This window comes from Nonomuraea sp. NPDC004702 (assembly GCF_053601695.1).
In genome coordinates this window covers 158,779-181,176 of sequence record NZ_JBSGCE010000006.1, presented here as the reverse complement: position 1 = coordinate 181,176, position 22,398 = coordinate 158,779, and the positions used below count along the sequence as shown (strand labels likewise).

20 protein-coding genes are annotated in these 22,398 nt (G+C 73.2%); 7 read left to right on the top strand and 13 right to left on the bottom strand.

The annotated features are described in order from the left end of the window. Positions 1-27: 27 nt before the first annotated feature. The 4 genes from ACWEJ6_RS10880 to ACWEJ6_RS10865 are packed head-to-tail and all read right to left on the bottom strand — an operon-like array spanning position 28 to position 2,785. Complete coding sequence (locus ACWEJ6_RS10880) at positions 28-432, bottom strand: MarR family winged helix-turn-helix transcriptional regulator (RefSeq protein WP_387664194.1); 405 nt, start codon at positions 430-432, stop codon at positions 28-30. A 34-nt stretch (positions 433-466) separates the two neighbouring features. Then, a complete protein-coding gene (locus tag ACWEJ6_RS10875; RefSeq protein ID WP_452422977.1) occupies positions 467-1,138 on the bottom strand; it encodes a DsbA family oxidoreductase in 672 nt (223 codons plus the stop codon). Positions 1,139-1,185: 47 nt separating this feature from the next. Continuing rightward, positions 1,186-2,082 carry a hypothetical protein gene (locus ACWEJ6_RS10870; RefSeq protein ID WP_452422975.1) on the bottom strand — a complete coding sequence of 299 codons (897 nt, stop codon included), beginning with the start codon at positions 2,080-2,082 and terminating at the stop codon, positions 1,186-1,188. Positions 2,083-2,137: 55 nt separating this feature from the next. Further along, positions 2,138-2,785: an SRPBCC family protein gene (locus ACWEJ6_RS10865; RefSeq protein ID WP_452422973.1), complete on the bottom strand. Its 648-nt coding sequence runs from the start codon at positions 2,783-2,785 to the stop codon at positions 2,138-2,140. A 96-nt stretch (positions 2,786-2,881) separates the two neighbouring features. Between ACWEJ6_RS10865 and ACWEJ6_RS10860 the strand changes: the two genes are divergently transcribed. The 3 genes from ACWEJ6_RS10860 (at position 2,882) to cydB (ending at position 6,201) form a co-directional block, all read left to right on the top strand. Next, positions 2,882-3,793, top strand: coding sequence for a polysaccharide deacetylase family protein (locus ACWEJ6_RS10860; protein ID WP_452422971.1), 912 nt, complete (start codon positions 2,882-2,884; stop codon positions 3,791-3,793). Between the two features lie 170 nt (positions 3,794-3,963). Next, on the top strand, positions 3,964-5,307 hold the full coding sequence (locus ACWEJ6_RS10855) for a cytochrome ubiquinol oxidase subunit I (protein ID WP_452422969.1): 1,344 nt from the start codon (positions 3,964-3,966) through the stop codon (positions 5,305-5,307). A gap of 12 nt (positions 5,308-5,319) precedes the next feature. Beyond that, entirely contained in the window at positions 5,320-6,201 is an 882-nt protein-coding gene (gene cydB / locus ACWEJ6_RS10850; RefSeq protein ID WP_452422967.1) for a cytochrome d ubiquinol oxidase subunit II, read from the top strand. A 6-nt stretch (positions 6,202-6,207) separates the two neighbouring features. Here the strand turns inward: cydB and ACWEJ6_RS10845 are convergent, their stop codons facing one another. The 9 genes from ACWEJ6_RS10845 to ACWEJ6_RS10805 form a co-directional block, all read right to left on the bottom strand. Next, positions 6,208-6,633 (bottom strand): hypothetical protein, encoded by a 426-nt coding sequence (locus ACWEJ6_RS10845; protein WP_358284891.1) that lies wholly within the window; start codon positions 6,631-6,633, stop codon positions 6,208-6,210. Positions 6,634-6,665: 32 nt separating this feature from the next. Next, positions 6,666-7,679 carry a leucine-rich repeat domain-containing protein gene (locus ACWEJ6_RS10840; RefSeq protein ID WP_452422965.1) on the bottom strand — a complete coding sequence of 338 codons (1,014 nt, stop codon included), beginning with the start codon at positions 7,677-7,679 and terminating at the stop codon, positions 6,666-6,668. A gap of 8 nt (positions 7,680-7,687) precedes the next feature. Next, entirely contained in the window at positions 7,688-10,039 is a 2,352-nt protein-coding gene (gene cutA, locus ACWEJ6_RS10835; protein ID WP_452422963.1) for an aerobic carbon-monoxide dehydrogenase large subunit, read from the bottom strand. A 37-nt stretch (positions 10,040-10,076) separates the two neighbouring features. Beyond that, positions 10,077-10,553, bottom strand: a complete 477-nt coding sequence (locus ACWEJ6_RS10830; protein WP_357964812.1) for a (2Fe-2S)-binding protein — start codon at positions 10,551-10,553, stop codon at positions 10,077-10,079. Beyond that, positions 10,543-11,415: an FAD binding domain-containing protein gene (locus ACWEJ6_RS10825; protein WP_452422961.1), complete on the bottom strand. Its 873-nt coding sequence runs from the start codon at positions 11,413-11,415 to the stop codon at positions 10,543-10,545. Before ACWEJ6_RS10825 ends, ACWEJ6_RS10830 begins: the two co-directional genes overlap by 11 nt. After that, the gene (locus ACWEJ6_RS10820; protein WP_452422959.1) at positions 11,412-12,836 is read right to left on the bottom strand and encodes a uracil-xanthine permease family protein; all 1,425 of its coding nucleotides are present in this window, start codon (positions 12,834-12,836) and stop codon (positions 11,412-11,414) included. Before ACWEJ6_RS10820 ends, ACWEJ6_RS10825 begins: the two co-directional genes overlap by 4 nt. 150 nt (positions 12,837-12,986) lie before the next feature. Further along, the gene (locus ACWEJ6_RS10815; protein ID WP_358284878.1) at positions 12,987-14,315 is read right to left on the bottom strand and encodes a uracil-xanthine permease family protein; all 1,329 of its coding nucleotides are present in this window, start codon (positions 14,313-14,315) and stop codon (positions 12,987-12,989) included. A gap of 103 nt (positions 14,316-14,418) precedes the next feature. Then, complete coding sequence (locus ACWEJ6_RS10810) at positions 14,419-14,628, bottom strand: RNA-binding S4 domain-containing protein (protein ID WP_352363868.1); 210 nt, start codon at positions 14,626-14,628, stop codon at positions 14,419-14,421. An 11-nt stretch (positions 14,629-14,639) separates the two neighbouring features. Continuing rightward, positions 14,640-16,250: a PucR family transcriptional regulator gene (locus ACWEJ6_RS10805; RefSeq protein WP_452422956.1), complete on the bottom strand. Its 1,611-nt coding sequence runs from the start codon at positions 16,248-16,250 to the stop codon at positions 14,640-14,642. Positions 16,251-16,380: 130 nt separating this feature from the next. On the opposite strand from ACWEJ6_RS10805, the gene ACWEJ6_RS10800 reads away from it, so the two are divergent. The 4 genes from ACWEJ6_RS10800 to ACWEJ6_RS10785 all read left to right on the top strand — a co-directional run bounded on the left by ACWEJ6_RS10800 (position 16,381) and on the right by ACWEJ6_RS10785 (position 22,360). After that, positions 16,381-17,229: a DUF2877 domain-containing protein gene (locus tag ACWEJ6_RS10800; RefSeq protein ID WP_352322369.1), complete on the top strand. Its 849-nt coding sequence runs from the start codon at positions 16,381-16,383 to the stop codon at positions 17,227-17,229. Continuing rightward, positions 17,226-18,587, top strand: coding sequence for an FdrA family protein (locus tag ACWEJ6_RS10795; protein ID WP_452422954.1), 1,362 nt, complete (start codon positions 17,226-17,228; stop codon positions 18,585-18,587). Before ACWEJ6_RS10800 ends, ACWEJ6_RS10795 begins: the two co-directional genes overlap by 4 nt. A 52-nt stretch (positions 18,588-18,639) precedes the next feature. Next, positions 18,640-20,010 (top strand): DUF1116 domain-containing protein, encoded by a 1,371-nt coding sequence (locus ACWEJ6_RS10790; protein WP_452422952.1) that lies wholly within the window; start codon positions 18,640-18,642, stop codon positions 20,008-20,010. A 178-nt stretch (positions 20,011-20,188) separates the two neighbouring features. Then, positions 20,189-22,360 carry a protein kinase domain-containing protein gene (locus tag ACWEJ6_RS10785; protein ID WP_452422950.1) on the top strand — a complete coding sequence of 724 codons (2,172 nt, stop codon included), beginning with the start codon at positions 20,189-20,191 and terminating at the stop codon, positions 22,358-22,360. Positions 22,361-22,398: the final 38 nt, after the last annotated feature.

The window sequence follows — 22,398 nt, the reverse complement described above, 5'->3', positions numbered from 1 at the left end:
GCCTGGCCCCGGCCTGAGCCGCGTTGCTCACACCAGCCGGTCGAGGGCGGCGTGGAACAGGCGGCGTTCGTCCTCCGGCAGGGCGGACAGGAAGGCGCGCTCGGCCTCCTCCACGGCCGGCACCGCGAGGCGCATGGTCTCGCGGCCGTGCTCGGTCAGCTCGACCGCGTTCTTGCGGCGGTCGCCGGGATGCGGCCGCCGCGCCACCAGCCGCTTGCCCTCCAGCGCGTCGACCATGGCGACCATCGTCGTGCGGTCGATGCCGAGCCGCTGGGCCGCCTCCTGCTGCGACAGCGGCTCGGGGGCGTCGATCACCGACAGCACCCCGAGCTCCCGCCCGTCGATCCCGTAGGGCGCGAGCGCCGGGCCGGTGAACTCGGCCAGGCGCAGCGCGGCATGCTTGAGCAGGTAACCAAGGCGGCGGCTCGACACCTTCCGATTGTCGCACCGCCGCGGGCGGGGCCGTTCAGACCGCGCAGTAGCCGTCGTCGTCGCAGCCGTCGGCCGGCGGGGCGAGCTGGGTGATCGGCGCTTGACCGGTGCGCTCGGCGACCTCGTCGATCGCCGCCGCGAAGGCGTCCTCGGGCTGCGCGCCCGACACCGCGAACTTGCCCTCGAACAGGAACAGCGGCACCCCGCTGACACCCAGCGCGCCGGCCCTGGCGAGATGCTCGCGCACCTGCTCGGCGCCCTCGCCGGTGTCCTGGACGCCGACCTCGCCGGCCAGGCGGCTCAGCACGGCGGGGTCGCCGACGTTCGCGCCCTCGCCGAAGTACGCGCGGAACAGCCGGTCGGCCATCTCCTTGCCGAGCCCCTGGGCGGTGGCGGCCTCGATGAGCCGGTGGGCCTCGAAGGTGTTGGCGTTGACGGCCCGCTCGTAGTCCATCTCCAGGCCCTCTTCGACGGCGACGGCCTTGACCCGCTCGGTCATCTGCCGCGCGCCCGGCCCGAACTTGCGCTCAAGGGCCGGGATCAGCGGCTCGCCCTCGACGGGGGCGTCGGGGTTGAGCTGGAACGGGCGCATGGTCACCTCGATCGTGCCGCCCTTGGCACGGAAACGCTCGGCGGCGCGGGCGAACCTGACGTGCCCGATGTAACACCAGGGGCACACGACATCGGAGAAAATCTCGACTTTCACCCCATCGACAACCACGCGGCCCGCACGACGATTCCGCCGGCCGCGGGTCATCCGGCGGCCAGCTCCTCCAGCCGGTACGGCAGGTAGGCCGAGTCGTCCACCAGGGCGGACGCGCCGCGCCACCAGCCGAACCACTCGCCGCTGCGCCACATCCAGTCGACCCGCTCGATGGCGGCCACCACGTCGCCGACGGTCCCCCACCGCTCGCCCAGCTCCTCGCGGGTGACGCCGTGGCGGACGGCCCAGGCCCGCAGCACGCCCGCGGCGGCGGCCGGGATCTCGCGGGCGTACGGGTCGGGCTTCTCGCCGGGCAGCCGGTGGGGCCCGAGCCCGGCGGCCACCCCCCAGCTCCACTGGGCCTCGGCGGGCCTGGAGTAGCGCAGCGACTGGAAGTCGAGGTTGGACCCCAGCTCGTCGTCGGGACGGCGGGCGACGACCGCGTCGAGCCGGCCGCCCGCGTCGAAGTGCACCACGAGCCGCTGACCCGGCCGGACCCCCGGCGGCAGCTCGAAGCGGTCCTCGGCCTGCCAGGAGTTGAGGTCGACCTCGGCGACGGGCCGGCCCCAGACCTGGTCGGCGGCGTCGTCGGCGATCCAGGCGGCCAGCATCTCCAGCGCGGTCAGGTCGGTCCACGGCTCGATCGCGACGGCTGTGCGCAGCACCTCGTCGGGCGGCGGCAGCTTGCCGCCCCTGGGCCGCGTCCACCATCCGGCGCCCAGCTCGCGGGCGCCGACGAGGAGCGCGGCGATGGCGGCCAGTTCGGCCGATCGGCGGGTGAGCGACGCGCCGAGCGCGAGCCCGAGCGCGCGGTCGGTCCGCTGGTCGCCGAACACCGGCCGCACCTCGGCGACCAGCGACTCGGCGGTGGGGCGCTCCTCCCCCAGCAGGTTGCGTACGATGCGCCTGGCTTCGTTCCGTGCGTCTTCAGCGTGTGCCTGCCGCATACCGCCACGCTACGCCGGGAGATCCTTTTCCGCGAGGGTCGTCGTGGCGCGTCCCTCAGCCGCGCCGGCCACTTGTGTCGCGGCCGAGCAGCCGGCCCACCGCGACGCCGGCGAGCGCGGCGGCCGCGCCCATGCCGAAGGCGGCCAGCAGCGCCCACGGGCGGGGCTCGGCGGGCCGCGCGGGCGGCCGTTCGTAGACCGCCGGGGCGGCCGGGGCGGCCTCCAGTGCGGTCTCCGGTGCGGTCTGGGCGGCCGGGATCGGGGGCGGGGCGCTGAGGTGGCCCTCGACGGCGGAGAAGAACTCGCCCGCCGTGCGTTTCGCGACCGAGCCGAGCATGCGCTGCCCGACGCCGCCGATCATCCCGCCGATCACCGCGTCGGCGTCGTAGTCCACCCGGGTGCCGCCGTCGATCTCGCTCAGCCGTACCAGGACGGTCGCCTCGACCGTGCCCGGCGCGCCCTGGCCGCGCGCCCGCAGCGTGAAGCTCTCGGGCGCGCGCGGCTCGGCCAGCGCGACCTCCCCCTGGTAGACGCCCTTGATGGACGCCACGCCCGCGTTGACCGTCATCCTGTAGGTGTCCGGCCCGGTCTCCTCCAGGCGCTCGCAGCCCGGGATGGTGCGCACGAGCACCGCCGGATCCTGGAGCGCGGCCCACACTCGATCTCGCTGTACGCCGATCACGGCGCTGCCCGCCACCTTCATGCGGCCACTCTAGGCACCGGTGACCGGCTGGTTAAGGGCAAGACCTGCCAGTCGGGCGACGCGTCGTGCTGATCAGGGCTGGCAAGATGGTGCTCCATGTGCTGGGGGCGTGGAACGGTCAGGGGCGGGGCCGGGCGTGGCGGGCTGGGGCCGGCCGTGCTCGCCGGGGTGCTGGTGGCGCTGGCCGCCGGGTGTGCCACCGGCGGCACCGATGGCGACACCGGCGGGGTCGTGACCGGGCCGTCGGCGAAGCCGTCCGCGACCGGCGTCCCCACGTCCCGGCCCACTCCGCAGGGCCCGCCGGGGGCGTTGCCGCGGGCCGGCGAGGTGGGCCCGATCAGGGGCGAGAACGGCCTGCCCCCGGTGATCAGCTCGATCCCCACCAAGCGCAAGGTCGTCTTCCTGACCATCGACGACGGCTGGGAGCAGGACCCGGGCTTCGTCAAGCTGGTACGCGACCGGCGCGTCCCCATCACCGCCTTCGCCATGCGCGACGCGGTCGAGGCCAAGGGCAGCCCCGACCCGGCCGGCGGCCCCGGCCGCTACGTGGGCGCCGGCAAGTGGGGGTACTTCCGGCAGCTCCGCGACGTCCACGTGCCCGTCGAGAACCACACCCTCACCCATCCCGACCTGCGCCGCCTGGCCCTCGACGGGCAGCGCCGCGAGATCTGCGGCGCGGCCCAGGTGGTCGGCAAGGAGATCGGGACCCGGCCGGCGTTGTTCCGGCCGCCGTTCGGCAGCTACAACACCGACACGCTGCGGGCCGCCCGGCGGTGCGGGGTGAAGGCCGTGCTGCTGTGGACCGCTACCGTGCAGCCGGGCGGCAAGATCGCCTACCAGGTGCCCGACAAGCGCCTGCGTCCGGGCGACATCCTGCTCCTGCACTTCCGGCCCAACCTGGCGGCCGACTTCCGGGTGCTGATCGACAAGATCAAGCGGCGCGGCTTCGAGCTGGGCAATCTGCAGGCCTACCTCGACGCCGCGGGCGGGGTCCGCCGGGCGGGGTAGTGCGCAATCCGCCCGGCGGGTGACGCGCCGGGACGTACCCGTACGGGATCCTCGAAAAGTAGGCAGAACCGGGGGATGTGACCAACGTCGCATCGCGATGCTCTACGGCCTGTAGTACTACTACAGGTAGAAGTACTACAGCTTGTAGAGCTATGAGCGGGTGGGGATTGATGGACGCGCTTGACGCGGCACGGTGGCAGTTCGGGGTCACCACCGTGTACCACTTCTTGTTCGTGCCCCTGACCATCGGTCTGGGCATCTTCGTCGCGGGCCTCCAGACGGCCTGGCACCGCACGGGCAAGGAGCACTACCTCAAGCTCACGAAGTTCTTCGGGAAGCTGTTCCTGATCAACTTCGCCATGGGCGTGGTGACCGGCATCGTGCAGGAGTTCCAGTTCGGCATGAACTGGAGTGAGTACTCCACGTTCGTCGGTGACGTCTTCGGCGCGCCGCTGGCCATGGAGGCGCTGCTGGCCTTCTTCATGGAGTCCACGTTCCTCGGCCTGTGGATCTTCGGCTGGGACCGGCTGCCGAAGAAGGCGCACCTGGCCAGCATCTGGGCCGCCGCGATCGGCTCCAACCTGTCGGCCTACTTCATCCTCGCGGCCAACGCCTGGATGAAGCACCCGGTCGGCTACGAGGTCGTGGACGGCAAGGCCAGGATGACCGACCTGTGGGCGGTGCTGACCAACTCCACGGCGGTCGCGCAGGTGCCGCACGTCATCGGGGCCGCGTTCATCGTGGCGGGCGGGTTCGTGCTGGCGGTCAGCGGCTACTGGCTGCTGCGGACGCGCGCGCCGATGTGGCGCAGCGCCGCGCGCGGCGCGCTGGTCATGACGGCGATCGCGGGGGCGGTCGTCGCGGGCACCGGCGACATGTCGGCCAAGCTCATGTACGAGCAGCAGCCCATGAAACTGGCCGCGGCCGAGGGCCTGGAGCGCGACACCGCGGGCGCGGCCTTCTCCCTCGCGCCCGGCATCGAGATCCCCAAGGTGCTCAGCTTCCTGGCCACCAACGACCCCGACGCCACCGTCCAGGGCACCGAGGACCTGCAGAAGCGCTTCGAGCAGCAGTTCGGCCCCGGCGACTACCGGCCCGACCCGACGATCGTGTTCTGGTCGTTCCGCGTGATGATCGTGTTCGGCATGGCCACCGCGGGGCTCGCGCTGCTCGGCCTCTGGCTGACCCGGCGCAGGCGCGAGGTGCCGTCCTGGCTGGCGCGGGCGCTGCTGCTGGCGCTGCCCTTGCCGTTCGCGGCGGTGATCGCGGGCTGGCTGCTGAGCGAGATCGGCCGGCAGCCCTGGACGGTCGCCGGCGAGCTGCTGACCGCCTCAAGCGTCTCGCCCGGCGTGACCCTGGCCGAGGTCGCCATCTCGCTGACCGTCTTCACACTCCTGTACGGCGGCCTGGCCGTGGCCGAGGTCGTCCTGCTGGCCAAGCACGTGCGCAAGGGCGTCGAGGAGCGGCAGCCCGCTCCCGAGGCGCAGCCGCTCGAACCGTCGCTGATGTACTAGAGGGACCAGACCATGATCAACCTGTGGTTCGTCATCATCGCCTTCCTCTGGACCGGGTACTTCGTCCTCGAAGGCTTCGACTTCGGCGTCGGCCTGCTGGCGCCGCTCCTCAGCAGGAACGCCGCCGAGCAGCGCCAGAGCCTGCAGACCATCGGCCCGGTCTGGGACGGCAACGAGGTGTGGCTGATCACGGCCGTCGGCGCCATGTTCGCCGCCTTCCCCGCCTGGTACTCCGGCCTGTTCAGCGCGTTCTACCTGCCCGTCACGCTCATCCTGGTCGGCCTGATCGTGCGCGGCGTCGGGCTGGAGTGGCGCGGCAAGGTCGCCAACCCGATCTGGTGCGACCTCGGCATCCTGGTCGGCAGCGGCCTCCCGGCGTTCCTGTGGGGCGCGATCTTCGCCGACGTGCTGTTCGACAGCGGCCCGGCGGCCCTGCTCGGCGGCGCGTTCACGCTGACGCTCTGCGTGCTGCACGGCGCGGTCTTCCTCGCGCTGCGCACCACCGGCCCGGTGCGCCGCCGGGCCAGGACCGCCGCCATGGCCGCGGCGGCGGTGGCCATCCCGGTGGCCGTGCTGGCCCTTTCGAACCTGGGCTCGCTGCCCGCCCTGGCCGCCATGGCCGCGCTGGCCGCCGCGGCGGCGCTGATCTGGCGGCGCAGGGAGGGCTGGGCGTTCGGCGCGACCGCCGCCGGCATCGTGCTGGCCACGCTGGCGGTCTTCATGGAGCTGCGCGTCGCGCCGCTGCCCGAGCTGACCCTGGCGGCGGCCGCCTCGGGGCCGTACACGCTGACGATGCTGAGCTGGATCGGGCTGATCACGCTGCCGTTCGTGCTGGTCTACCAGGGCTGGACGTACTGGGTGTTCCGCAAGCGGGTCATGCTCGCGGCGGCGTAGGGCGCCTCAGCCGACCGTGCGCATCTGGTTCGTGCGGTGGTCCTTCAGGTGGAGGTCGCCGCCGAGCCGCTCCTTCAGCAGCTCCAGCACCTTGCGGCTGGACAGCACGGTCCACAGGTTGCCGACCAGGTGCGGGTTGTACTCGGGGGCGGCGTCCATCCAGGCGTCCTTGCCGGACTGGCTGGCGAACGTCGTGACGAAGAACTGGCCGTCGGCGGTCCGGCAGTAGCCCGTACGGATCTCGGCGGCGTCGACCTGCATGCGCGGCTTGCAGCCGACCTTGGCGGCGAGCTGCTCGACCGTCTGGGGCGCCGCCGCCCGCGGGGCGTTCCGGCCGGCCGCCGCCGGGCCGCCGGAGCCGCCGCCGGCGGAGCAGGCGGCGACCAGCCCGGCCAGCAGCGCGAGCACGGCCAGACGTGGAAGTGTCGTCATGTGCGGAGATACGCACGGCCCCCCGCGCCGGTTCAGCGCAGGACGACGCAGCCCCGGGCGCGCAGCAGATCGAGCACCGGCGGGTCGTCGTAGAGCTTGTTCCAGCGCAGGTCGAGCTTGCGCAGGCCGGTCAGCTCGGCGACCGCGGCGGGCAGCTCGCGCAGCCGGTTGTTGCGCAGGTCGAGATGGGTGAGGCCGGACGGCAGCGCGGGCAGCTCGCTCAGCTGGTTGTCGCGCAGGTCGAGCACGCGCAGCTCGGTCAGCGCCGCGAGGGCGGCGGGCAGCCGGGTCAGCCGGTTGCCCTGCAGGTGCAGCTCGCGCAGCCGGCCGAGCCCGCCGACGGTCTCCGGCAGCGTCTCCAGCCGGTTGTTGTACAGGCGCAGCTCCACCAGCGACGCCATCGACCCGAGCGCGTCCGGGAGCCTGGTCAGCCGGTTGTCGGTGAGGTTGAGGTAGGCCAGCCGGTCGAGGCGGCCGAGCGCGGCCGGGACGTCGGTGAACCCGTTGTCGCTCAGGTAGAGGTAGTCGGTGAGCGGCAGGTCGCCGACCTCGGGCGGGATCGAGGCGAGCCGGTTGTGGCCGAGGTCGAGCATGCGCAGCCGGGTCAGTCCGCCGATGGCCGCGGGGATCTCGGTGAGGGCGTTCTCGGCGAGGTTGAGGGATTCCAGCGCGGTCAGCTTCCACAGCCCGGCGGGCACGGAGGTCAGCCGGTTGCCGCCGAGCGTGAGGTGGCGCAGGCGCGGGCCGAGGTCGCCGGTCAGGCGCTCGATCCGGTTGCCGTAGAGGAAGAGGGTCTCCAGGCCGGGCGGGCAGTCGGGGACCTCGCTCAGCTCGTTGCCGTCGAGGTGCAGGGCGCGCAGCGCGGTCAGGCCGGACAGGCGGGGCAGCTCGCGCAGCCGGTTGCCGTCGAGCCGCAGCTCCTCCAGCGCGGCCAGCCCGGACACCCGGGCGGGCACGTGCGTGATCTCGTTCCAGGCCAGGTCGATCGTGCGCACGTCGGCGGGCACGTCGGGGAAGCGGGTCAGGCCGGCGCCGGGAGCGAGCATGGCGCCGATCATCGCATACGCAGCCCGAACAGGTCGGACGGCGAGATGGGCATGCGGTCGATCTCGATGCCCTCGGCGTCCTCGATCGCCGAGGCGATGACCGCCGACACCGGGATCACGCCGGCCTCGCCCGCGCCCTTGATGCCGAGCGGGTTGAGCGGCGAGGGCGTCTCCAGGTGGGCGGTCTCGATCGGGGGGATCTCGGTGGCGTACGGCATGAGGAAGTCCATGAACGAGGCGTTGACGAGCTGGCCGTGGACGTCGTACTCCATGCGCTCGTACAGGGCGCCGCCGATGCCCTGGGCCACTCCCCCGTGGATCTGGCCCTCCACGATCATCGGGTTGATCAGCCGGCCGCAGTCGTGCACGACGGCGTACCTGACGACCCTGATCTCGGCGGTGTCCGGGTCGGTCTCGACGATGGCCGCGTGCATGCCGGAGGCGAACGTGGACCGGATCGGCGAGTAGAACTCCCGCCCCTCCAGGCCCGGCTCGTCGCCCTCGGCCACCGGCGGGCGGGCCGGGTCGGCCGCGCCGGAGAACTGGGTCGCCCTGGCCGTCTCCTCGTCGAAGGCGTACCGCAGCGGGTTGGCCAGCACCGCCACCGTCGAGAGCGGGATCGCGGCGGTCGGCGCGCCCACGACGTGCACCAGGCCGTCGTCGATCTCCAGGTCGGCCGGGTCGGCCTCCAGGGCGTCGGCCGCGATGCGCAGCGCCTTCTCCTTGACCTTCCGGCAGGCCAGGGCGATGGCGTTGCCGCTCATGACGGCCGCGCGGGAGGCGAAGGTGCCCACCGCGTACCCGAACCTGCGGGTGTCGCCGGTGACCACGCTGACGCGTTCGATGGGCACGCCCAGCTCGGCGGCGGCGATCTGGGCGAAGGCGGTCTCGTGCCCCTGCCCCTGGGAGGTCAGGCCGGTCGAGACGTGCACCCGGCCGTCGGAGGTGATCTGCACGTGCCCGCCCTCGTACGGGCCGACGCCCGTGCCCTCGACGTAGCAGCCGATGCCGATCCCCCGGCCCGGACGCCGCTCGAAGGAGTCCCAGCCGATCAGCTCCTTGATCATGCGGAGCATCTCCGGGTAGTTCCCGCTGTCGTAGATGAGCGGGCGGCCGTCCTGGAACGTCATCCCCTGGTCGTAGGGGAACTCCTCGGGCCGGATGAAGTTGGCCGCGCGCACCTGCGTGCGGTCCTTGCCCAGGTAGCGGGCGATCTTGTCCATGGTCCGCTCCATGCAGAACACGCCCTGCGGCCGGCCGGCCCCCCGGTACGGCGTGACCTGCACGGTGTTGGTGTAGACCGCGGTGAACTCGACCCGGTAGGCCCCCGGCTTGTACGGCCCCAGCAACTGCGTGGAGGTGACGATGGGCACGATGATCCCGTACGGCGTGTAGGCGCCGTGGTCGTGCAGGATCGTCACGTCCAGGCCCAGGACGCGGCCGTCGTCGTCGAAGCCGACGCGTACGTGGTGGATCTGGGCGCGTTCGTGCGCGGAGGAGATGAAGTGCTCCCTGCGGTCCTCGGTCCACTTGATCTCGCGGCCGAGCGTCATCGCGGCCCACGGCACCAGGATCTCCTCCGGCCACGGGTGCACGATCTTGACGCCGAAGCCGCCGCCGACGTCCGGGGCGATCACCTCGACCTGCGGCAGCGGCAGCCCGAGCGCTGCGGCGACGGCCATGCGCACGCTGGTGGAGGTCTGGGTGCTGGAGTGGACCCGCAGGTCGCGGCCGTCCCAGCGGGCGTGCACGCCGCGGCCCTCCAGCGGCATGCTGGCGCTGCGCTCGATGTCGAGCCGGAAGGCCAGCGTGTGCGGCGCGCTCTCGACGGCCTCGCGCGCGCCCCTGCCGTCGGCCCCCGGCACCTCCTGGACGAGGTGCGCCCCCACGTTCCCCGGCACGTCCTCGTGCACGAGCTGGGCGCCCTGCACCGCCTCGGCCAGGCCGACGACCGGCTTGAGCGGCTCGTAGGCGACCTCGATGAGCGCGCAGGCGTCCTCGGCGGCGTACCGGTCGGCGGCCACGACCATGACCACGGGCTCGCCGACGTGCCGGACGACCTCCCTGGCCAGCGGGTACGCCGTGCGCCCGTGGGTGAGCGCCGGGTGCGGGATCAGCAGCGGCAGCGGCCGGCCCACCCGCTCGGGCAGGTCCTCCCAGGTGTAGATCGCGACCAGGCCCGGCACGTCGAGCGCGGCGGACACGTCGATGTCGCCGACGCGGGCGTGGGCGTGGGGTGACCGGACGAACGCGGCGGCGAGCGCGTCGCGGCCCAGGTCGTCGAGGAAGCGGCCCTGGCCGGTGAGCAGCCTCGGGTCCTCCCGCCGCCGCACCGGCTCGCCGAACATCCTGGTCGTCACGGTCCCTCCCGTCGCGGCCCGCCGGCCCGCGCGCCGCTCACGACTCCTCCGCCAGCAGCTCGGCGGCGCGGTGGACGGCCTTGACGATGTTCTGGTAGCCGGTGCACCGGCACAGGTTGCCGGACACGCCTTCGAGCACCTCCTCGTGGGTGGGCGCCGGGTTGTCGGCCAGCAGGGCGGTCACCGTGCACAGGAAGCCCGGCGTGCAGAAGCCGCACTGGAGGCCGTGGCACTCGGCGAAGGCCCGCTGCACCGGTGAGAGCCCGTCCGGGCCGGCCAGGCCCTCGACGGTGGTGATCTCGTGCCCGTCCACGGTGACCGCGAAGGTCAGGCACGACCGGACCGGCTCGCCGTCGAGCAGCACCGTGCAGCAGCCGCAGACGCCGTGCTCGCAGCCGACGTGCGTGCCGGTCAGGCCGAGGTCGTGGCGCAGGCAGTCGGACAGCAGGCGGCGTCCGGGGACGCTGACCCGCCTCGCCGTGCCGTTCACGGTCAGCGTGATCTCATGTTCCACCGGTCGCCGTCCCCTCCCGTGCCGCCTCGCGCAGGGCCCGTTCGGCCAGCACGCCCACCAGGTGCCGCCGGTAGGCGGCGGTGGCGTGGATGTCCCCTTCGGGGTCGGTCCCGTCCCGCACGGTCCGCGCGACGGCCGGCCAGTCGACGCTCGCGGCCGGCCGGTGGCCGCACGCGCCGGTCACGTCCATCAGGACGGGGACCGGGCCCACGCCGACGCAGGCGACCCTGGCCGCGGCGACGCGCAGGTCGTCGTCGAGCGTGACCACGGCGCAGACGCCGGCCAGGGCGTAGTCGCCGTGCCGCCGGGACACCTCCTCGAACGCCGTCCCGGCGCGCCCGCCGAGCGCCGGGAAGTAGGCCGACACGGCCAGCTCGTCCGGCCGGACGCCGGACTCCATGGGCCCGACGAAGAACTCCCGCGCCGGCACGTCCCGCTCGGCGACGCCCGCGGGGGTCCACCGGGCCAGCCGCACCGAGCCGCCCAGGACGGCCAGCACCGCGGGCAGCTCGGCGGCGGGATCGGCGTGCACCAGGCTCCCGACGACCGTGCCCCGGTTGCGGATCACGGGGTGGGCGACCAGCCGCAGCGCCTTCGTCAGCAGCGGGTGCGCGCCGGACCGGGCCACCCGCGAGTGCCGGGCCAGCGCGCCCACCCGCACCCCGTCGCCACCCGATTCCACCGTGTCCAGGGCGGTCAGGCGGTTGATGTCGACGATGTGCTCGGGCGCGGCCAGCCGCATGTTCAGCATGGGGATCAGGCTCTGGCCGCCGGCCAGCACCTTGCCGGGCACCTCGGCGAGCGTCCGCAGCGCCGCCTCCAGGTCGCGGGGGGCGTGGTGGGTGAACGGCGGCGGCTTCACCCGGCCTCGCCCGGGGCCGGTTTCCGGGCCGGTCCCGGTGAGCGCCCGGCTATGACGCGCAGCAGGTGGTAGCCGCCCACCACCACGACGGTGCCGAGCGCGATGCCCTCCAGGGAGAAGTCTCCGCCGATCATGTGCGTCACCGGTCCGATCGCCAGGATGATGCCCGCGCCGATCGGGACCATGTTCACCGGGTCGGCGAAATCCACCCGGTTCTCGATCCAGATCTTGGCGCCGAGTAGTCCGATCATGCCGTACAGGATGACGGTGACGCCGCCGAGCACGCCGCCCGGCGTGGCGGCGACCAGCGCCCCGAACTTCGGGCACAGGCCGAACAGGATCGCGATCAGGCCGGCGATGTAGTAGGCGGCCGTGGAGTAGACCTTGGTGGCCGCCATGACGCCGATGTTCTCGGCGTACGTAGTGGTGGGCGAGCCGCCGACGGCGCTGGTGACGACGGTGGCGGCGCCGTCGGCCATGATCGCCCGGCCGATGTAGGGGTCTACGTCGGTGCCGGTCATCTCGCCGACGGCCTTGACGTGGCCGACGTTCTCGGCGATGAGCGCGATCACCGCGGGCAGCACGAGCAGCACGGCGGAGAACCGGAAGTCGGGCGCGTGGAAGTCCGGCAGCCCGAACCAGTCGGCCCTGGCGACGGCGTCGAAGCTGACCCGGTCGTGCGGGAAGGCCGTGGCCACGCAGTACGTGCCCTCGGCCGGGCAGGCGGCGCCGGCCGCGTCGCGCAGGTTCTGGCCGGGCAGCACGGAGGTGACCGGCCCCGCCACCCGGTCCAGCACCCAGGACAGCGCGAACCCGGTGACCAGCCCGATGAGCACCCCGACGCGCCCGGCGAACCCCTTGAACGCCACGATCACCACGAACGTCACCAGCATCGTGATCAGCGCCACCCACTGGTCCTGCCCCCAGTAGACGTCCGCGACCACGTACGCCAGCCCGAACCCGATGAGCATCACCACCGCGCCGGTGACGACGGGCGGGAAGACCCGGTGGATGATCTGCACCCCGAGCACGTGCACGGCCAGCCCCGCCAGCGCCAGCACGAGCCCGGCGACCAGGATCGAGCCGGTCACGATGGCGTCGGCGACGCTCTGGTCGGTGCCGACCGCGGCCCTGATGGCGAACACGCCGCCGACGAACGACGCGCTGGTGCCCAGGTAGCTGGGCACCTTGCCCTTCACGATCAGCAGGAACATGATCGTCGCGACGCCGGACATCATCACGGCGACGTTCGGGTCGAGCCCCATCACCAGCGGGAACACGAACGTGGCGCCGAACATCGCGATCACGTGCTGGGCGCCGAAGCCGATCATGCGCGGCCAGCTCAGCCGCTCGTCGGGCCTGACCACCTCGCCGGGCGCCAGATGCCTGCCGTCACCGTGTCTGGTCCATCCGAAAACCATCTGCGCCCTCTCTTCCGGGCCGGCGACCGTGCCTTTGCGGGCACATTAGGACCGCTGGGATGCGGCTACACGGGCATGATCTGCCAAATATCCCGCGGTCACCAGAGCGAACCTCCGTACGGAGAAGTCGCCGGCCGGTCAGAGAGGGGGTTATCGGCCTGTTTCGGGCACCGGTTCGCGGCGCGTGGCGCGCAGCAGGTGGTAGCCGACGAGCAGCACGATCGTGCCGAGGGCGATGCCGCTGAGGGAGAACGTGCTGGTGATCGGGAACGCGACCGGCCCGATGGCGATGATGATGCCCGCGCCCACCGGGACCAGGTTGACCGGGTCGGACAGGTTCACCTTGTTCTCGATCCAGATGCGGGCGCCGAGCAGGCCGATCATGCCGTACAGGATGGTCGTGACGCCGCCGAGCACGCCGTCGGGGGTCGCGGCCACGAGCGCGCCGAACTTGGGGCACAGGCCGAACAGGATCGCGATGACCGCGGCGATGTAGTAGGCGGCCGTGGAGTAGACCTTGGTGGCCGCCATGACGCCGATGTTCTCGGCGTACGTGGTGGTGGCCGGGCCGCCGACCGAGGTGGCGACCACGGTGCCGACGCCGTCGGCCATGATGGCGCGGCCCATGTAGCCGTCGACGTCCGCGCCGGTCATCTCGCCGACGGCCTTGACGTGGCCGACGTTCTCGGCGATGAGCGCGATCACGACCGGCAGCACCAGCACGATCGCCGACACCTCGAACACCGGCCCGTGCAGCGACGGCAGGCCGATCCAGTCGGCGTCGGCGACGCCCTGGAGGTTGACGCGGAAGTGCTCGGTCACCTTGCCGGTGGCGTCGGGGGCCAGGATCTTGCCGCCCACCACGTCCCAGACCCACGACAGCACGAACCCGAAGACCAGGCCGAGCAGCACGCCGATGCGGCCGAGGAAGCCCTTGAAGACCCCGATGAACACGAACGTGGCCGCCATCGTGAGCAGCGCCACCCACGGGTCCTTGGGCCAGTAGACGTCGGCCGCGACGTAGGCCATGCCGAAGCCGATCAGCATCACCACGCCGCCGGTGACGATCGGCGGGAAGACGCGGTGGATGATCCGCACGCCGAGCAGGTGGATGGCCAGCCCGCAGCCGGCCAGCACGACGCCGACGGCCAGCAGCGCGCCGGTGACGGTCGCGTCGCCGCCCCCGGCCGCCCTGATCGCCACCACGGCCCCCACGAAGGACGCGCTCGACCCGACGTAGCTGGGGATCTTGCCCTTGACGATGAGCAGGAACAGGATCGTCGCGACGCCGGACATCATCACGGCCAGGTTCGCGTCGAGCCCCATGACCAGCGGGAACACGAACGTCGCGCCGAACATGGCGATGACGTGCTGGGCGCCGATGCCGACCATCCGGGGCCAGGAGAGCCGCTCGTCAGGCTTGACGACCTCTCCCGGCGTCAGATGCTTCCCGTCGCCGTGCAGCTTCCACCCGAACACCGCGAACCCACCTCAATCTTCCGCCTGACCAGCGGCGACGTCTTCCGAAGTATGTCGGAGAGCACAATAAGGGGTGTCGCGACCATCCGGATACGGCGGGCCGTTATTGCACGTGGATCGTGAACCCGTCGCCGCTCACCACCTGGCCGGTACGGATCTTCGCCGTCTTCCGCAGCTCGACCTCGCCGTCGACCTGGACCAGGCCCTCGGCGATGAGGTGTTTGGCCATGCCGCCGGTCTCGGTGACCCCGCAGTACTTCAGCAGGTCGCACAGCGGGATGTACTCGGAACGCAGTTCGAAATCCAGATCCACGAGCCCCAAGCCTAGATGCCGCGCATGCGCAGCACGTGCAGGGCCAGGGTCAGGTTGAGCCGCAGGTGGGGGTCGTCGGTGAAGTTGCCGAGCAGGCGTTCCAGCTTCCCGATCCGGTAGCGCAGCGTGTTGTAGTGGAAGTGCAGCCGGCGGGCGGTCTCGGCGACGTTGAGGTTGGTCTCCAGGAGCACCTGCAGCGTGCGCCGCAGGTCGGCGTTCTCGGCGTCCTCGTCCCAGGCCAGCGGGCCCAGCGTCTCGCGGACGAACGCGTGCAGCTCGCCGGTGTCGTTCACCAGCGACAGCAGCCGGTAGACGCCGAGCTGGTCGAAGTGCGCGACCGCGCCCGGCCCGTGCAGCTGCCGGCCCACCCGGGCCGCCTTCATCGCCTGCGCGTACGCCTCCGGCAGCGTCCCGGCCCCCGGGCTCGGCCGCGAGGTGCCGGTCGAGAACGTCGCGGGCGGCACGTCGGCGAACGCCGAGGCGGCGTCCTTGGCCACCCTGGCGGCGTCGAGCGAGGCGTCCACGACGGCGACGACCTCGTGCGAGAACCCGGCCACCGCGCCGCGCGGGTCGTGCCGCCGCACGGCCGCCGTCCAGCAGGACACCAGCCGGTCCTGGGCGCTGCGCTCGTCGCCGTCGGGGTCGAGCTCGGCCACCAGCACGATCACCGGCCGCGCCAGGTCCCAGCCGAACGCCCTGGCCCTGGCGTCGACCCGCTCGGGCGTGCCGGCCCGGCCGGTGAGCACGTCGCGCAGGAAGTCGGCCCGGTACTTGCTCTCGACCGCGTTGACCGCCTCCTGCCGGGTCACGACCAGCGCGGCGACGGTGGCGGCGCGTTCCAGGATGCCGATGTCGCTGTCCCGGATCGCGCCGGTGGCGCTGTAGGCGACGATCCGGCCGTGGTGGTGGCCGCCGGCCAGCACGGGGGCCGAGGCGAACGCCCTGCCACGGCCCGGCGTGTCGGCGGACCGCGCGGGCGGCGGGCCCTCACGGGAGATCGACTCGCGCAGGGCGGCGACGTGCTCGGCCGCCCCGGCGGTGGCCAGGACCCGGCCGGAGCCGTCCACGGCGGCCACGGCCACGTCGAGGAGCTGGGCCACCTCGGCGGCGACCTCGTTGAGCCCGCCGCCGGCCAGCACCACGTGGACCAGCGCCCGGTGCGCCTCCTCGGCGCGGGCCAGCACGGCGGCCTGGCGGTTGAGTATGTCGGTGAGCACCTGGTTGAGGATGTCGTCGAAGCCGACGTCGTTGGGCAGCAGGATCAGCGGGAAGCCGAGCCGGTCGGCCTGCTCGGTCATCTCGGCGGGCAGCTCGTCCACGTACCGGCCGAGCTTGATCGCCAGGGCGGCCAGGCCGCGTTCGTCCAGGTCGGCGACCAGGCGGCCGAGCGACTGCGGCGTGTTGCGCAGCGGGTAGCCGGTGGTCAGCAGCAGCTCGTGCGGCTTGACCCAGGCCAGGATGTCGGGCACCTCCATGACGTTGAGCCGCTGCACGATGCGCCCGAGCCCGCTCTCCCCCGCGATCAGCCTGGCCTCGGCCAGCGTCGAGACGCCGAGCACCTCCCCGACCGAGACGCCATGGATGATCGTTCCGGTGCTGGCCAGACGCACGGGGGGCTCCATGTGGTGATTGTGACTCCCCGGATGGTCTGTCAGGAAGAGCCAACCTTCCCGCTGACTGTTGGCAAATTTCTCCGTACGGAGGGTTCTCCGGCCGTTCTACGGTCAGGACCAGGGTCCGATGGGAGGTTCGGTGACCGTCAGTACTCATGCGCGGCGTGCCCGGGTCCGCGTGACGGGCGCGGCCAGCACCGCCGTGCGTCCCGTGCTGGAGGCCCCGCGCAGCCCGGCCCGGGTGCTCGCGGCGTTCTCCGCGGGGATATACCTGGAGGTCAGGACCGACTGCGAGCCTTCGGTGATCGCCCTCATCACCGGCGAGGCGGCCCGGCTGCCCAACTCGGTGTTGCTGGCCACGCCGCTGCCGAAGGTCACTGTGGGTGACGACGCCTCCGTCGGCGACCGCGGCATCGAGCTGGGCTCGCTGAGCCTCGGCGTGCGCCGCTGGTGGGACCCGGCTCCGGCGCTGGGCCCGGTCGACCCGCTGAGCCTGGCCGACGTCGTCCTGGACGGCCCCGGACGGCCCGGCCTGGCCGGGAACGACGCCGTCGAGCTGCTGGCGCGCAGTTGCGCGCAGGCCCGGCTGCTGGGCGCGGTGACGGCGGCGGAACGGCTCGTGGGGCTCGGTCCCGGGCTCACGCCGAGCGGCGACGACGTGCTGGCCGGGCTGCTGGTGACGCTGAGGCACCTCGGCACGGCGACCGGCACGCGGCGGGCGGTCTGGCTGGCCGACTGGCTGGCGGCGACCGTCACCTACGACGCGCGCACCCGTACGACGCCGATCTCGGCGACGTTGCTGCACTGCGCGGCCAGGGGCGAGGCCAGCCCTGAGGTGACCGGCGTGCTGCGCGGCATCGCGGGCAGGCAGGCGCTCGAACCGGCGCTGCGGCGGTTGCACCGGCTCGGCCACACCTCGGGCGCCGACCTCGCCCAGGGCATCTCGATCGGGCTGGCCTCGGTCCGGGCGTTGAGCGGGCGCCCGTGAGCGACGACCTGATCCAGCTGAGAAAAGGGACGTACCACGACTCCGTCACCTTGATGCGAATAAGTCGTGCGCTGACCGAAATGCCGGGCGTGGAGGTGGCGATGGTGGCCATGGCCACCGAGCTCAACCTCGCCATCGTCCGCGACCTCGGCTTCGAGCCCCCGCCCGCGGGCCCCGGCGACCTGCTCATCGCCCTGCGCGGCGCCGACCCCGCGCGGGCCGTCGAGGAGCTGGACGCCCGGCTGACCGCGCGGGCCGCCACCACCGCCGCCACCACCGCCACCAGGGCCGCCACAGAGTCCGGGGAGCAGCCGCCGCGCACCACCTGCTCGGCCGCCAGGACGCCGGCCGACCTGGTCCTGGTGTCCGTGCCCGGCGAGCACGCCTTCTGCGAGGCCCGCGACGCCGTCGAGGCCGGACTGCCGGTGATGATCTTCAGCGACGGCGTGCCACTGGCCCAGGAGCGGTGGCTCAAGGAGCTGGCCGAGGAGCGCGGCGTCCTGGTCATGGGGCCCGACTGCGGCACCGCCTCGATCGCGGGCGTCGGGCTCGGCTTCGCCAACGTGCTGCGGCCGGGGCCGGTCGGCCTGGTCGCCGCCTCCGGCACGGGCGCCCAGCAGGTGTCCTGCCTGCTCGACTGGGCGGAGGCCGGGATCAGCCACATCCTCGGCGTGGGCGGCAGGGACCTGTCGGCCGAGGTCGGCGGGCTGGCCACGATGCGCGCCCTGCGACTGCTCGACGACGATCCGGCCACCGAGCTGATCGTGCTGGTCGGCAAGCCGCCCGGCCCCGGCGTGGCGGGGGCCGTCCGGGAGGTGGCGGCCGGGCTGCGCACGCCGGTGGTGGAGGCGGTGCTGCCGGAGACCGACCTCACCGAGGCCGCCGGGCGGGCGCTGCGGGCGCTGGGCCGCGGCGTGCCCGGATGGCCGTCCTGGCCGGGGGCGCTGCGCGGGGAGCCGCGCAGTGTCAGGGGGTTGTACGCGGGCGGCACGCTGTGCGCGGAGGCCGCCGTCCTGGCCGGGCCCGGCGAGTTCACCGACTTCGGGGACGACGCCTACACCAGGGGACGGGCGCATCCGATGATCGATCCGACGCTGCGCCTGGAGGCCCTGTCGCGGGTCCGGGCGGACGAGGTGGTGCTCATGGACGTCGTCCTCGGCCACGCCGCCGACCCCGACCCGGCGGCCTCGCTCGCGCCGGCCGTCGCCCGTACGCCGGCCACCGTCGTGGTGGCGCTGGTCGGCAGCACGGGCGACCCCCAGGACCTGCACCGGCAGGCGGCGGCGCTGCGCGAGGCCGGGGCGGCCGTGTTCGTCTCCAACGCCGAGGCCGCCCGCCACGCCCGGAGCCTCCTGTGACCCCGCCCGCCGTGCCCCCGTTCGCCGTTCGTCGCCTTGCCGGGAGGGTGTCGTGAGCCTGTTGTCGGGGCCGCCGCGGGTGATCACCGTCGGCGCGGGGCTGCTCGACGAGGCGCTGGCGGCCCAGGCCGTGCCGACGACGCCGGTGGCCTGGCGGCCGCCGCTGCCCGGCACCGCCGACGCCCTGGCCAAGGTGCTGGCCGACCCGCGCAGGACGGCCGCCAACGAGCTGGCCGTGCGCAGGCTGACCAGCGCGCGGCCGTACCTGGTGGGGCTGCGGCGGGCCGCCGAGGTGCTGCCCGCGGGGACGTTCCTGCACGCCGGGCCGCCGATCGAGTGGGACCGCGCCTCGGGCCCGATGCGCGGCGCGCTGATCGGCGCGATGTTGCTGGAGGGCCTGGCGGGCGACGAGCGGGAGGCCGAGGCCGGGCTGGCGGCGGGCGCGGTCGCGCTGCGGCCCTGCCACGAGCACGCCACGGTGGGCCCGATGGCGGGCGTGGTGAGCCCGTCGATGTGGCTGCTGGAGGTACGCGACGAGGAGCACGGCGGCACCGCCTACTGCTCGCTCAACGAGGGCCTGGGCAAGGTGCTCAGGTACGGCGCGTACGGCCCCGAGGTGCTCGACCGGCTGCGCTGGATGGACGAGGTGCTCGGCCCGGTCCTCGCCGCGACGCTGGCCCGTACCGGCCCGATCGACCTGCGCTCGCTGATCGCGCAGGCCCTGCAGATGGGCGACGAGCTGCACAACCGCAACCGCGCGGCCACCTCGCTGCTGCTGCGCGAGCTGGCCCCGGCCCTGGTGGAGGCCGCGCCCGCGCAGGCGGCGCAGGTGCTGCGCTTCGTCAACGGCAACGACCACTTCTTCCTCAACGCGGGCATGGCCGCGGGCAAGGTGAGCACGGACGCCGCCCGCGACATCCCCGGCTCCTCGCTGGTCGTGGCCATGGCCAGGAACGGCACCGACTTCGGCGTGCAGGTCTCCGGGCTGGGCGGACGCTGGTTCACCGGCCCGGCCGGGGTGCCGGACGGCCTCTACCTCGGCGCGTACGGCCCCCAGGACGCCAATCCCGACATCGGCGACTCCACGATCACCGAGACCTCGGGGCTGGGCGGCTTCGCGATGGCCGCCGCGCCCGCGATCGTGCGCTTCGTCGGCGGCGAGGTGGCCGACGCGGTCCGGGCCACCCGCTCGATGTACGAGATCACGCTCGCCGAGCATCCCGCGTACCAGATTCCCGGGCTCGGATTCCGCGGCACGCCCGTCGGCATCGACGTGACGCTCGTCGCCAGGACGGGCATTCTGCCGGTCGTCAACACCGGCATCGCGGGGCGCGTGGCGGGCACCGGCCAGGTCGGCGCGGGGCTGGTGGAGCCGCCCGCACAGGCGTTCACCAGCGCGTTGATCGCACTCGCCGCTGAGTAAGTGATCAGTTTGAAAAGCCGTATATCTGCAGGTCAGAGCGGCTGTAAAGGGTCTTCGCCTTCCATTACCGATTTTCCGCCGATATCGTGGCGAACCTCATAATCTGCAAGTAGCGCATGGCGCACGGTGGCGCGTACGGCGATCCACCGCACGAAGCGGTCACGCTCTGATGTGACGGATGAGGCTGAATGGGGGCGGCAAGATGGCAGCCGACCGCTTGCTCGGCGGGCCCGGCCCGGACCAGGGTGCGCCGGGGGGTGACCCGCAGAGCCAGGGGCGTCTGGTCGGCAGGCGTTACCGGTTGATGTCGCCGGTCGGCCGGGGCGGCATGGGCATGGTGTGGCACGCCCACGACGTGCTGCTCGACCGGGACGTCGCGGTCAAGGAGCTGATCCTGCCGTACGGGCTGGATCAGGCGGGCAAGCAGATGGCCCACCGGCGCATGCTGCGCGAGGCCAGGTCGGCGGCCCGGCTGACGCATCCGGGCATCGTCACCGTCCACGACGTCGTCGAGGAGGACGGCCGGCCGTGGATCGTGATGGAGCTGGTCCGCGCCTGGTCGCTGGAGCAGGCCGTGCGGCAGAGCGGCCCGCTGCCGGTGATCCAGGCCGCCGAGATCGGCATCCGCGTGCTCGACGCGCTCCGGCACGCGCACGCGGCCGGCATCCTGCACCGCGACATCAAGCCGGGCAACGTGCTGCTGACCTCCGACCGCGTGGTGCTGACCGACTTCGGCATCGCCGCCATCGAGGGCGACGTGACGATCACGCAGACCGGGCTGCTCATGGGCTCGCCCGCGTACGTGCCGCCGGAGCGGCTGTCCGGGCAGCCGATCGGGCAGGCCGCCGACCTGTGGTCCTTCGGCGCGACCCTGTACGCGGCCGTGGAGGGGCGGCCGCCGTACGAAGGGCCGGACGCGATCGCGGTGCTGGGCGCGGTGCTCACCCAGGAGCCGATCAGGCCGCAGCGGGCCGGGGCGCTGCTGCCGGTGATCGAGGGCCTGCTGCGCAAGAACCCGGCCGAGCGGCTCACCGCGGAGCAGGTCGCCGACCTGCTGGAAGCGGTGCTGCGCGCCCACGGCTCGGCCCGTCCGCGCCCGCCCGAGACGCTGCCGGCCGAGTCGGACCCGACGCCGCTGGGGATGTTGCCGCCGCTGGAGCACCCGTCCGGGCCGATGCCCTCGCGCATCGTGGAGACCCCTTCGGGGCCGGTGCGGGTGCCGTACGACCCGCTGGCCGGCCCGGCGGGCGGGTACGCGATGCCGCCCTACGACGGCCTGTCGAGCCCGTCGGGCAGCCATCGCACCGACCGGCTGCCGTCCCCGGCCGGCGGCTTCGACGCCTTCGGCGGCCCGTCCGGCCCGCACCGGATGGAACCGCCCGCCGCGGACCTCGACGACCTCGACGACCTCGGCGCGCCCGTCCCGCCCGCGCCGCAGCCGATCCTGCCGCTGACGACGGACAGCAGGGCGGCCGCCGTCCCGGCCCCGTGGCCGCTGGCCTCGGCCGACGAACTGCGCGAGCACTCGCGTGACCTGTCGCACGACATCAGCCACAGCCGCCTGGCGACCCTGCCCGGCTCCGGCGCCGGGTCGCGCTCCGGCCCGTCGGGCACCGGCGCCACCCGGACCGGTTCCTCGCGCACCGGCTCCACCCGGACCGGGCCGGCGCGCAGCGGCCCCTCGCGCGGCGGTTCTTCGCGGGCGGGCACCAGCCGCCGCAGGGTCCAGGAGGGCGACGGCCCCTGGATGCGCGGCGGCCGGCCCACGCCGTTGCTGATCGCCGGTGCGGTCGCGGGCGTGGCCGTGGTGATCGGCGCGATCGTGGTTATCCTGTCCGGCGGCCCGCCGCAGGTCTCGCCCGGCACGCAGTCGACCGCCGCCACCAGCCAGGCGCCGCGCAGGACCGGGCCGTCGCCGGTGCCCGACGGCTACAAGGAGCACACCCCGCCCGGCTTCGCGGCGGCGGTCCCGGACGGCTGGAAGCTGGCCGCCTCGGGGGACGCGGCCACCTTCACCGGCCCCAAGGACTCCGGCACCCGGATCGTCGTCGAGCAGGCCGCCCCGCAGGCGGACGGGCTCGCCGAGCTGAGCCGGCGCGAGGCCGACGGCGGCGTGGAGGGCTACATCCAGGTGCAGCTCCAGGCCACCGACTACCGCGGCTGGAAGGCCGCCGACTGGGAGTACACCTACACCTCCAAAGAGGGCGTCCCGATGCACGCCCTGACCCGGTACGTCACGCTCGACGACAAGACCGCCTTCACGATCTCGTTCGACATGCCCGAGCTGAAGTGGGACGACCAGGCCGAGGTCCGCAAGACGTTCCTGGACACCTTCCGCCAGACCACCTGACCCATATTGCACTGATCATTCCAAAACGTGCTAGCGTG